This is a genomic window from Amycolatopsis sp. NPDC004747, from assembly GCF_053601335.1.
The window spans coordinates 1-12,072 of the sequence record NZ_JBSGBQ010000066.1 but is presented as its reverse complement, the minus strand read 5'-3'; the positions used below and the strand labels follow the sequence as shown (position 1 = coordinate 12,072).

The following is a 12,072-nucleotide window of genomic DNA, read 5'->3' as shown; positions in this document are numbered from 1 at the left end:
CCGCTCGGGCGGCCGCCGCCGGTGCCGCGGCGACCGGCGGCAAGGCCGGCGCGGCCGCGGCCGCCGCGGGGCCCCGCCAGTTCGCCGGGGTCGCCGCCTCGGGCACGGCGATCATCGCGGCCGTCGTCATCGCGCTCACCGCGGGCGGCGGAACGCAGGAGGTCCCGGTCGCCGCCGCGGTGCCACCACCGGCCCAGCAGGTCGAACCGCCGGCCCCGAAGCCCCAGCCGCCGGCCCCGCCCGCGCCGGAGCAGCCCCCGGTACCCCAGCCCCCGGCCCCGCAGCCCCCGGCCCCGCCCGCGCCGCCGGTCGAGCCCGCCCCGCCGCCGGTGGCCCCGCCCGCCCCGGTCCCGCCGCCCGCGCCCGCACCACCGGCACCGGCCCCGCCGTCGATGTCCGCGACGACCCCGCCGGACGGCCTCGAGCTGAGCCCGGGCGCCGCGAAGAACCTGCCGATCACCGTGCGCAACGACGGCGGCAGCCCGTCCGAGCCGGTGGCGGTCGCGCTGGACCTGCCGCGCGGGGTGCGCGCGGTCGACACCGGCGGTGGCGGCGCGCCGGCGGCCCGTGCGGAGGGCCCCGCCCCGGTCTCGGTGAACTGCCCCGGCGGCGAGGGCACGGTCGTCTGCCGGACCGGCGCCGGCCTGCAGCCCGGCCAGAGCGCGACGCTGAACTTCCGCCTGCAGGCCGACGAAGACGCCGAGGGCGGCACGGTGAAGGCGTCGGTCACGGCCGGCGTGCAGGTCTCCGTCGAGGTGAGCGTCAAGGTCACCGTGAAGGTCCCGCCGGACGCCGTGGTCCTGGAAGCCCAGGGCGACGGGCTCTCGGCGTTCCCCTGGAACCACCACCCGCTGGTCTACGTGCGGGTCCGCAACACCGGCGAGACGACCAAGCCGGTCACGGTCACCTTCGACCACCCGCTCAAGCAGTGGTGGAGCCTGCGCGGCTTCCCCTGCACGACGACCGATGACGGCGCGACCTGCACCACGAAGAGCGCGGTGGCGCCGGGCCAGCACGTCAACCTGTGGGTGCGGCTGAAGGACCGTCCCGACGAGGGCCGGGTGACGATCACCGCGCAGCTCGGCCGGGCGACGGCACCGCCGGTGACCGTGGACTTCGGCTGCTGGCGCCACTGGTGCGGCAAGGACCCGGTGCCGACGCCCACACCGCCGTCGATCCCCACGCCGACGAAGCCCTCGAAGCCGACCCCGGCCAAGCCGACGCCGAAGCCTCCGGTGACGACGACGGAGGAGTCGGCGAGCGAGCCGCCGGTTTCCTCGACCACGACGAGCGCGCCGCCGCGGTCCGGCGGGAATCCGGGGGCGAAGCCGCCGACGGTCAGCCCCGAAAAGGCGTTCGGCTGGCTGACCGGCTGAGGAAGCCCTGGATATCCGGACATTCACGACAGCAACACCGCCTGAACCACAGGTCAACGCCGTGTGTCCCTAGACTGCGTGGTGTGACCGTTGTGGAAACCGTGCTCAAGCGCACGCCGGAACCACTGCGTTCGGTGCTGATCAAGCACCGGGAGCTGCTGAAGTTCGCAATCGTGGGCGGCACGACGTTCGTGGTCGACAACGGGGTCTGGTACGCGCTGAAGCTGACGGTGCTGGAGCCGAAACCGACGACGGCGAAGGCGATCGCGATCATCGTCGCGACCATCGTGTCCTACATCCTCAACCGCGAGTGGTCCTTCCGGACCCGCGGCGGCCGCGAACGCCACCACGAAGCCGCGCTGTTCTTCGTCATCAGCGGCATCGCGGTGGGCGTCAACCTGGTCCCCCTGATCATCTCGCGGTACGTGCTCGACCTCGAGGTCCCGCACGTGACGTTCCTGGTCCAGGAGGTCGCGGACTTCGCGAGCGGCTCGATCATCGGCATGCTGCTGGCCATGTTCTTCCGCTTCTGGGGCTTCAAGAAGTGGGTGTTCCCGGACGAGCTGGGCGAGCGGCGCCGGGACAACGACCAGGTGGGCCGCCTCCCCTGAGAAACTACTTGTCTCCTGACATGTAGTTGTCTAAAGTCATCTTCGTCAGTGTTCCTTCGTGAGGACGCCGTCCGGGTTCGGCCGGGCGAGCGGGACGATTCGAGGTGGTTTCCGAGCGCGAAGAGGTCGCATCCGCTCGCGGATGACGATGGAGCCTTTTCCCGACTCGACGGGACGCGGGTTTTCCGCGTCCGCATCTCTCGTCCCTTCTGCCGAACCAAGGATTTCTTTTGCGCACGATCGCGCCTCCGCGCGCCCTCAACCGTGCCCTCACGGGCCTGTTCCTGTCCGTTTTCCTCGCGATGCTCGACGCCCAGGTCGTCGCCACCGCACTGCCCCGGATCGCCGCCGAATTCGGCGGGACCGGCGCCTACGCCTGGGTCACCACCGCCTACCTGCTCGCCGGGAGCGCCACCGCGCCGCTGTACGGCAAGCTCGGTGACGTCTTCGGCCGCAAACGTGTGCTCCTGGGCGCACTCGCCCTGTTCCTGCTCGGCTCGCTCGCCTGCGGCCTGGCGCCGTCGGCGGCGTTCCTGATCGCCGGGCGCGTGCTGCAGGGCGCCGGTTCCGGCGGCCTCTTCGTCTCCGTCGGCGCTTCGCTCGGCGAGATGTTCTCGCCTCGCGAAGGCGCGAAGTACTTCGGCTGGTTCTCGATCTGCTTCGCCGTCGCTTCGCTCGCCGGGCCGGTGGTCGGCGGCCTGCTCACCGGGCTCGCCGGGTGGCGGTCGATCTTCCTGGTCAACCTGCCGCTCGGGCTCCTCGCCCTGGCCTGCCTCACCACGCTCGACCTCTCGACCCGGCGCCGGGAAGCGCCGTTCGACTTCGCCGGCGTGCTGCTGCTCGGCACCGCGATCACCGGGTTCACCCTGCTCACGCCGTGGTCGGTCGCCATCGGCGCGGTCGCGGCCGTGGTGTTCGTGGTCGTCGAACGGCGGGCCGCGGCGCCCGTCCTGCCGCTGCGGCTGTTCCGCGACCGGACGTTCACCGTGTCCGTGCTGCTCAGCGTGCTCGCCGGGTTCGCGTTCCTCGGCTCGGTCAACTACATCGCGGTCTTCCTGCAGGCCGACGCCGGCCCGGCGGAAGGCGGGCTGCGGCTGCTGCCGATGACGCTCGCCGTGTCGCTCGCCTCCGTCGTCGCGAGCAAGGTCATCGCCCGCACCGGCGCCTACCGCTGGGCGCCGCGCTCGAGCACGGCACTCGGCCTGCTCTCGGTGCTCGGCCTGCTCACCCTCAACGGCCTGTCGCAGGTCCTCGCCTGCCTGGTCGTCTTCGGCTTCGCGGCCGGGCTCAACCTGCAGGTGCTCGCCATGGCCACGCAGAACACCGCACCCGCCGCGGACCGCGGTGCGGTCGCCGCCGGCGTCAACCTCGCCCGCGCGCTCGGCTCGGCCCTCGGCCCGGTCGCGCTCGGCTTCGCCTACCAAGCCGGCACCCACGGCGTGTTCCTCGCGCTGCTGCCGGTCCTCGCGCTCGCCCTCGTCACGGCGTTCGCGCTACCCCACATCCCGCTTTCCCGCTAGGAGAACCCCAAGATGATCTTGGTACTCGGCGCCACCGGCAAGGTCGGCCGCCACCTCGTTCCCACCCTGCTCGACGCGGGCGCGAAAGTCCGCGCGCTGACCCGCGACCCGGCGAAGGCCCGGATCGACCCGCGCGCCGAAGTGGTCCGCGGTGACCTCGGCACCTCGGACCTGCCCGCCCTGCTGGCCGGCGCGGACCGCGTGTTCGTGCTGACCCAGGGGCACAACGCCGACCGGGAGGCGGCGGTCGCGCGGGCCGCCGCCCAGGCCGGGGCCAGCCACCTCGTCAAGCTGTCCACCACTGGCGTCCACTTCGGACAGAAGGACGCGATCAGCCGCGCCCACGCCGAAGCCGAGCAGGCGGTCCGCGAAGCCGGGCCGGCGTGGACGATCCTGCGGCCCGGCGCCTTCATGGACAACCGGTTCGCCTGGATCGGCTCGATCCGCGAAGAAAACGCCGTGTACGTGCCCGACACCGATCCGCCGTCCGCGCTGGTCCACGTCCGGGACATCGCCGAGGTCGCGACGCTCGCGCTGACGACGTCCGGGCACGAAGGCGCGACCTACGAGCTGACCGGCGGCGAAGCCCTCACGGCCGAGCGGCAGGTCGCCATCCTTTCCGAGGCGATCGGCCGTCCGCTGAAGTACGTCGAAGAAACCGAAAGCGCCGCGAAGGACCGTCTGATCCGGACCTACGGCTGGCCCGCGAAGGCCGTCGACGGGCTCTTCGCCTTGAAGCGCGAGTCCTCGCCTCACGAGCACGTCGTCTTCGACACCGTCGAGCGGCTGCTCGGCAGGCCACCGCTGACCTTCGCGGTCTGGGCGTGGGAGAACGCGTCCGCGTACCATCACCAGGAGTGACCAGGGGGAGGTGAGGCGGATGGCTGACCTGCGCGTCCTCGTCGTGGACGACCATCCCTTGTTCCGGATCGGCGTGAGCACGCTGCTCGCCGCCGAACCCGGGATCGAGGTCGTCGGTGAGGCCGCCAGCGGAGCCGACGCGGTCACCTCCGCCGCCGCCCTGCGGCCCGACGTCGTGGTGATGGACCTGCACCTGCCCGACCTGTCCGGGATCCAGGCGACCCGGCACATCGTGGCGGCGAACCCGGGCACCGGCGTGCTGATGCTGACGATGGCCGACGAAAGCGAGTCGGTCTTCGCGGCGATGCGCGCCGGTGCCCGCGGCTACCTGCTCAAGGACGCCGAGCCCGACGAGATCGTCCGTGCCGTCCAGGCGGTCGCCCGCCGGGAGGCGATCTTCGGCCCGGACGTCGCGAACCGCGTGCTCGCCTTCTTCAACCAGCCGCCAGCCAGCGAGCCGGTGTTCCCAGAGCTGACCGGGCGCGAACGCGAGGTGCTCGCGCTGATCGCGGCCGGGCACAGCAACAGCCTCATCGCCAGCACGCTGTGCCTGAGCCCGAAAACCGTGCGCAACCACATCTCGAACGTCTTCGCCAAGCTGCACGTGGCCGACCGGGCCGAGGCGATCGTGCGGGCCAGGGACGCCGGGCTCGGCCGGTCTGTGCCAAGCGGGGCTTCGCCCCGGGCCGGGGGTTCCGTCACCCGGACCCCCAAACCGAAGTCCTGACCCTCCCGCCCGGGCAACATCGGGACCCCGGTCCCATGCGCCCGGGACACCCCTGCGGGCAGGCTGGGCAGCCTGCACCGTTCGAGGGGAATGGGGAACGATGTTCGAAACCGACCGGACCCCGGTGGTGGTCCGCGCCACCGATCCGATCCTGCACAACGGCGTCTGCATGGCGCTGCGTTCGCGCGACGACGTCCGGGTGGTCGACGACGGCACGGCCCTGGTCGCCCTGCTGGTCGCCGACCGGATCGACGAGAAGATGACCCAGCTGCTGTCCGCGCTGCACCACCAGGGCTTCACCCGGATCGTGCTGGTCGCGGGCGAAGTCGACGACAACGAGATCCTGAACGCGGTCGAGCACGGCGTCTGCGCGGTCGCCCGCCGCGCCGACGCGGGACCGGACGTCCTCGTCCGCCTGATCAAGACCGCGGCGGCCGGGGAGGGCGCGTTGCCGCCGGACCTGCTCGGCCGGTTGCTGAACCGGGTTTCGCGTCTGCAGCGCCAGGTGCTCGAGCCACGCGGCCTGCGGCTGGGCGGGATGAGCGACCGGGAGACGGAGGTCCTGCGGCTCGTCGCGGCGGGGTACTCGACGCAGGAGATCGCCGACGAGCTGTGCTACTCGCAGCGCACGGTGAAGAGCATCCTCCACGACGTCACCAACCGGTTCCAGCTGCGGAACCGCTCGCACGCGGTGGCGTATGCGTTGCGGGAGGGGCTGATCTAACGCGGGACGCGCTCGGCGGGCCAGCGCACCTCGGGGACGTCGCTCGGCCGCGGCACCTTGAGGAACAGGCTGAACACCGCCGGACGGCGGTTCGACAGCTCGAGGCGGCCGCCGTCCGCCTCGACCAGTGCCCGCGCCAGTGCCAGGCCGACGCCCGTCGAGCCGCCGCCCGAGAAGCCGCGTTCGAAGATGTGCGGCGCCAGCTCGTCCGGGACGCCGGGGCCGGTGTCGCTCACCTCGATCACCACCGTGCCCTCGGCGTCGCCGCGGCGGGCGATGAGCGTGACCGTGCCCGAGCCGTGGCGCAACGCGTTGTCCAGCAGCACGCCGATGACTTCGCGCAGCCGGCCCGGGGTGGCCCGGGCCATCAGGCCGTCGGCCACCCGCGTCCGCAGGTTGCGACCCTCCGAGCGGAGCAGCTCGCGCCACTCCTGCGCCATTTCCGGCAGCTGCGTCGGCAGGTCCACCGGTTCCGCGCCGACCTCGCGGGCCGCGCGGGCCGCCGCCAGCAGCTCGTCCAGGGCCTCCGCGAGCCGGTCCGCCTGTTCCTGGGCCGCCTTCGACTCGTCCGCCACCTCCTCGTCGGGGTGCACGGTGAGCGGTTCCAGCCGCAGCTGCAACGCGGTCAGCCTGCTGCGCAGCTGGTGCGAGACGTCGCCGACGAGCTGGCGCTCCCGCTGCACGAGCTGGGCCAGCGCGGTGCCGGAGGCGTCCAGCGCTTCGGCGACCATGTCGAGCTCGCCGACGCCGTAGCGGCTCGGGTCCGGCCGGAAGTCGCCGCCGCCGAGGCGGGCCGCGCGCTCGGCCACGTGCCGCAGCGGCTTCGCGAGCCGTCTGGCCGTGGCGATCGCGACCACCGCGCCGGTGCCCACCGACAACAGCACCAGCAGCACGACGACCAGCGTCACGGTCGTCTGCCGCTCGTGCATCGGGCCGGCCGGGACGGCGATCTCGACCTTGCCGTCGCGGGCCAGGTCGGCGGTTTCGGTGACGGTGTCGGGACCGGGACTGCTGCCGTAGCGCTTCTCGGTCTGGCCGCTGGCGCGGACGGTCAGCAGCCCGTTCGCCGGGACGGCCGCGCGCACCTGGTCGAGGTCGATCTCCTGGCCGTTGGCGATTTCGGTGTCCAGGATCGCCGCCGCCGCGCGGGCGTTCTCGGCGAGCGTCTCGCGGTAGCTCGACTCGATCTGCCAGCTCGCCACGATGCCCAGCGGGATGCCCAGCACCACCGCGCTGACGGCGACGGCCAGCAGGATGGCCAGCAGGATGCGGCGGCGCACGGGTCACTCGGCGTTGAAGCGGAAACCGACGCCGCGGACGGTCGCGATCCGCCGCTCGCCGTCGTGGGTCTTGCTGGTGCGCCCGGCGGCCTCGTCGGCGGCGATGGCGAGCTTCCGCCGCAGCCACGACATGTGCATGTCGAGGGTCTTGGACGTCTTCGACTCCAGGTCGTTCCAGACCTCGGCGAGGATCTCGTCGCGGCTGACGACCTGCCCGGCTCGACTCATCAGCACGCGCAGCAGCTCGAACTCCTTGTTCGCCAGCTGGACCTCGTGGTTGTCCACGGTGACCAGCCGGGCGCCGAGGTCCATCCGCACCCCGCCGGCCTCCAGCACCTCGGGCACCCGGCGGCGCAGCAGTGCGCGGATCCGGGCGAGCAGCTCGGCGAGCCGGAAGGGCTTGGCGACGTAGTCGTCGGCGCCCGCGTCCAGGCCGACGACGAAGTCGACCTCGTCGGTGCGGGCGGTGAGCATCAGGACGGGCAGCTCGGTGCCGGCCGCGCGCAGCCGCCGGCAGACCTCCAGACCGTCCATCCCGGGCAGACCGAGGTCCAGCACGAGCAGGTCGACGCGCTGGGCGGCGGTGGCGTCGAGCACCGAGGGACCGTCGGTGACGACGTGGATCTCGTATCCCTCGCGTTCGAGGGCGCGGGAGAGCGGTTCGGCGATGGCCGGATCGTCTTCGGCAAGTAGGACCATGCTCACCTGGCCAACTCTACGGCTCGCGGGCGTGAAAACATCGTGACCGTGCCTGGCTACGAAGATGATCTGGCCCTCGCCGTCCGGCTGGCCGACGCCGCCGACGCGATCACGACGGCGCGGTTCCGCGCCCTGGACCTGGCGGTGGAGCGCAAGCCCGACCGCACCCCGGTGACCGACGCCGACACCGCGGTCGAGGACGCCATCCGGTCGTTGCTGGCCTCGGAACGCCCCGATGACGCGGTGCTCGGCGAAGAGCGCGGCGGCTCGGCGTCGACGGGCCGCGCCTGGGTGCTCGACCCGATCGACGGGACCAAGAACTTCCTTCGCGGAGTACCCGTTTGGGCGACCCTCATCGCCCTGGTGGCGGACGGCGACCCGGTCGTCGGGCTGATCAGCGCACCGTTGCTGGGCCGCCGCTGGTGGGCGGCAACCGGATCCGGCGCTTTTTCGAGTGACACGGCCGGAACCCGGCGACTGTCGGTTTCGAAGGTTTCGTCCCTTTCGGACGCTTATCTGTCCACAACGGACCTGAACTCGTGGACGGAGTACCACTCCCGCGAGAAGTACCTCGATCTGGTGGACACCTGCTGGGAGACCCGCGCGTTCGGCGACTTCTGGCACCACGTGCTCGTGGCCGAGGGCGCGATCGACGTCGCGGCGGAGTGCATCGTCAACCCGTGGGACGTCGCGGCCGCGCAGGTGATCGTCACCGAAGCCGGCGGCCGGTTCAGCGACCTGGACGGCGCCGGGCGCTACGACAACGGAAGCGCGCTCTCGACGAACGGCCGTCTCCACGACGAGGCGCTGGCGATCCTCAAGCGGTAACCGGATGGGCCGCTCGGCGGGAACTTCTTGACCGGTCCGGACCACCGGTGGTTCACTCCCAGTGCTCGCCGGGTCACCCGGTCCGTTGACAACGTTGTCAACCCGGGTCACCCGCTCACCCCGGGAGGAAGAGCATGCGCAGAGTCGTCACCGCGGCTTTGATCGTCCCCCTCGTCACAGCGGTCACCGCGGTCGTGCCCGCGGCCGCGGACCCCCAGCACCGAGACCTCGCCGCCTACGTCAACCCGTTCGTCGGCGCCAAGGCCGGCGACACTCCCGAGACCAACACCTACGCCGGCGACACGTTCCCCGGCGCCGACGTCCCGTTCGGCATGGTGCAGTGGAGCCCGGACACGCCCCTGCAGCCGAAGCCGCCCGCCGGCCAGGGCCGCTACTACGCCCGCGACCGCGACGGCGGCTACGCCTGGGAAGAGAACCGCCTCCGCGGCTTCAGCCTCACCCACTTCAACGGCGCCGGCTGCGGTGGCGCGGCCGGCGACGTGCCGTTCCTGCCCTTCGCCGGAGCCATCTCGACGTCCCCGGCCGTCGACGCGACGAAGTACTTCCCCACCTTCGGCCACGCGAACGAGTCGGCGTCCCCCGGGTACTACCGGGTGAAGACGGACTCGGGCATCACCACCGAGCTGACCGCGACCCCACGCTCCGGCCTGGGCCGCTTCACCTTTCCGAAGGACACCCCCGCCACGCTGCTGATCGACGTCGCGCAGTCCGCGATGGGCAGCGATGACGCCTCGGTCACCGTCGACCCGGCGCGGCGGACCGTCGAAGGCTGGGTCTCCAGCGGGCACTTCTGCCGCGGCCCGAACACGTACAAGGTGTACTTCACCGCGACCTTCGACCAGCCGTTCCGGACGTCCGGGACCTGGCAGGACGCGATCGTGACGCCCGGCGGCACCACCGCGCGCGGCGGCAACCTGAGCAAGACGACGTGGGACAAGCAGGTCGTCACCGCCGACGGCGGCTCCGGCGCCTACCTGACCTTCGACCCGGCGAACCCGGTCCAGGTGCGCGTCGGATTGTCCTATGTGGACGCGGCGGGCGCGCGGCTGAACCTGGCCGCCGAACAGCGCGGCGCGTCCTTCGACGCCGTCAAGGCCGAGGCGCGCCGGGCCTGGAACGACCGGCTGCGGCAGATCACCGTCGAGGGCGGCACGGACGCGGCCACGAGGACGTTCTACACCGCGCTGTACCACACCCTCATGCAGCCGAACGTGTTCTCCGATGTGGACGGTCGCTACGCGGGCTTCGACAAGGCGATCCACCGCGCGAAGCCGGGCCACGCGCAGTACGCGAACTTCTCCGGCTGGGACACCTACCGCGACGAGGTCCAGCTGCTGTCGCTGCTCGCTCCGCACGAAGCCGCCGACATGGCGCAGTCGATGCTCAACCAGGCCGACCAGGCCGGCGGGATCTGGGACCGCTGGTCACAGAACAACGACTTCATGGGCGTGATGGGCGGCGACCCGTACCACTCGATCATCGCCAGCACGTACGCCTTCGGCGCCACGGACTTCGACGCGTCCCACGCGCTGGCTTCCATGGTCAACGGCGCCACCCGGGTCCAGCAGGCCGGGGAACGCGCACTCGAACGTCCCGGCCTCTCGGACTACCTGACCTTGGGCTACCACCCGAACAACGTCTCCGACATGCTCGAGGAGACGACCGCCGACTTCGGGATCGCGCAGCTGGCCCAGCGGCTCGGCGACGCCGGGACCTACCACCGGTTCATGAGCCGCGCGCAGTACTGGGAGAACGTGTACAACCCGGCGACCGGCTACCTGCAGACCCGGATGCGCGACGGCCAGTTCCTCTCGCCGTTCGATCCCGCGCAGTACCAGGAAATGCGCTACCAGGAAGGGAACGCGGCGCAGTACACGTGGATGGTGCCGTACAACGTCCGCGGGCTCTTCGACGCGATGGGCGGCGACGACGCCGTGAAGAAGCGGCTCGACTTCTTCTTCACGAAGCTGAACAGCGACGCCAACTCGCCGTACGCGTTCATGGCGAACGAACCGTCGTTCGAGGTGCCGTGGGAGTACGCCTACGCGGGAGCGCCGTCGAAGACGCAGGACATCGTGCGCCGCTCGGCGGAGCTGCTGTTCAAGCCGTCCGAAGACGGCCTGCCCGGCAACGACGACCTCGGCGCGACGTCCGCCTGGTACGTCTTCGCCGCGCTCGGCATGTACCCGGAAGCACCGGGACGCGCGGAACTCGTGCTGGCCAGCCCGTTGTTCCCGAAGATCACGCTGACGCGGGCGACCGGGCAGCGGATCACCATCACCGCGCCCGGCGCGTCCAGCTCGGTGAAGTACGTGAACAGCCTCCGGGTGAACGGCCGGCCGAGCACGAAGCCGTGGCTCCCGGAGTCCTTCGCGGTGGACGGCGGGCGGCTGGACTTCACGCTCGGGACGTCGCCGACTTCGTGGGGTTCGGGCCGGGCCGACGCGCCGCCGTCCTTCCGCGACGGTGAGGTCCCGGTGCGCGGCCGCGTCGGCCCGGGGCGCGTGGTCGTCGCGCCCGGCGGGGAGACCACTGCCACGGTGACCGCCGAAGGCATCACCGGCGCCGGTACGGTCTCGTGGGAGGCGAAGCCGCCGCTCGGGGTCACCGTGACGCCGTCGAGCGGCACGCTCACCGTCGGCGCGCACGGGACCACCACGCAGCAGGTGACGGTGACCGCGACCCGGTCGGCGGACGCGTACCTGAGCGTGCCGGTGACGTTCAGCGGCCAGCCGGTGCCCGCGTACCTGCCGGTGACGATCGGGCAGCCCGGGACACTGCACGCGGCGAACACCAACGTCGGCGTCACCGACGACAAGCTGGTCCAATACGGCGACTTCGGCGAGACCGATCTCTACCCGGGCGGCTTCGCGTTCTCGTACTCGGCGCAGGGGTTCGCCGCGAACGGCATCACGCCGGGCGGGACGGTGACCGTCGACGGGCAGCAGTTCCGCTGGCCGTCGAGCCCGACGGGGTCACCGGACAACGTCATCGCCGCGGGGCAGACGCTGGCGGTGAACGCCCCGCCGCCAGGTGCGACGAAGCTGTCGTTCCTCGGCGCGGCCACCGGCGCGGACGCGCAGGGGACGGTGACGGTCACCTACACCGACGGCTCGACCCAGCAGGGTCAACTCGGGTTGTCGGAGTGGCTGCTCAAGGGCGGTGACGAGACGCCGCAGTTCGGGAACACCGTGGTCGCGAAGGTGCCGTACGTGAACTCGGCGTTCCCGCGGTACATGTTCCGGCTCCAGCGGCCCTACACGTCGTACCTGTTCGCGACGGCCCCGATCGCCCTCGACCCGGCCAAGCAGGTCAAGTCGATCACCCTCCCGGCGTCGACCGGCGCCGGCCAGGCGCACATCTTCACCTACGCGGTGAGCTGAGTTGTCGTGAGTGGTGAGGCGGGTTGGAACCCGCCTCACCAA

Annotated in this window: 9 protein-coding genes and 1 pseudogene; 8 read left to right on the top strand and 2 right to left on the bottom strand. The window is 71.8% G+C overall.

Annotated features, from left to right (window positions below):
- The 6 genes and pseudogenes from ACWEGE_RS46615 to ACWEGE_RS46590 all read left to right on the top strand — a co-directional run.
- A pseudogene (locus tag ACWEGE_RS46615) lies at window positions 1-1,376 on the top strand (sigma-70 family RNA polymerase sigma factor); the annotation flags it as partial.
- A gap of 83 nt (window positions 1,377-1,459) precedes the next feature.
- Window positions 1,460-1,987 carry a GtrA family protein gene (locus tag ACWEGE_RS46610; protein WP_449666950.1) on the top strand — a complete coding sequence of 176 codons (528 nt, stop codon included), beginning with the start codon at window positions 1,460-1,462 and terminating at the stop codon, window positions 1,985-1,987.
- 230 nt (window positions 1,988-2,217) lie between these two features.
- On the top strand, window positions 2,218-3,507 hold the full coding sequence (locus tag ACWEGE_RS46605) for an MFS transporter (RefSeq protein ID WP_449666949.1): 1,290 nt from the start codon (window positions 2,218-2,220) through the stop codon (window positions 3,505-3,507).
- 12 nt (window positions 3,508-3,519) lie between these two features.
- Window positions 3,520-4,368, top strand: coding sequence for an NAD(P)H-binding protein (locus ACWEGE_RS46600; RefSeq protein ID WP_449666948.1), 849 nt, complete (start codon window positions 3,520-3,522; stop codon window positions 4,366-4,368).
- A gap of 19 nt (window positions 4,369-4,387) precedes the next feature.
- Window positions 4,388-5,095, top strand: a complete 708-nt coding sequence (locus ACWEGE_RS46595) for a response regulator (protein WP_449666947.1) — start codon at window positions 4,388-4,390, stop codon at window positions 5,093-5,095.
- Window positions 5,096-5,195: 100 nt separating this feature from the next.
- A complete protein-coding gene (locus tag ACWEGE_RS46590) occupies window positions 5,196-5,819 on the top strand; it encodes a response regulator transcription factor (RefSeq protein WP_449666946.1) in 624 nt (207 codons plus the stop codon).
- On the opposite strand, the gene ACWEGE_RS46585 is transcribed toward ACWEGE_RS46590, so the two are convergent.
- The gene (locus ACWEGE_RS46585; protein ID WP_449666945.1) at window positions 5,816-7,099 is read right to left on the bottom strand and encodes an ATP-binding protein; all 1,284 of its coding nucleotides are present in this window, start codon (window positions 7,097-7,099) and stop codon (window positions 5,816-5,818) included. The two genes, ACWEGE_RS46590 and ACWEGE_RS46585, sit on opposite strands and share 4 nt — an antisense overlap.
- Window positions 7,100-7,102: 3 nt before the next feature.
- Window positions 7,103-7,798 (bottom strand): response regulator transcription factor, encoded by a 696-nt coding sequence (locus ACWEGE_RS46580; RefSeq protein WP_013222890.1) that lies wholly within the window; start codon window positions 7,796-7,798, stop codon window positions 7,103-7,105.
- A gap of 42 nt (window positions 7,799-7,840) precedes the next feature.
- Between ACWEGE_RS46580 and hisN the strand changes: the two genes are divergently transcribed.
- Window positions 7,841-8,626 (top strand): histidinol-phosphatase, encoded by a 786-nt coding sequence (gene hisN / locus ACWEGE_RS46575; protein ID WP_449666944.1) that lies wholly within the window; start codon window positions 7,841-7,843, stop codon window positions 8,624-8,626.
- 134 nt (window positions 8,627-8,760) lie between these two features.
- A complete protein-coding gene (locus ACWEGE_RS46570) occupies window positions 8,761-12,030 on the top strand; it encodes a GH92 family glycosyl hydrolase (protein ID WP_449666943.1) in 3,270 nt (1,089 codons plus the stop codon).
- Window positions 12,031-12,072 lie beyond the last annotated feature (42 nt).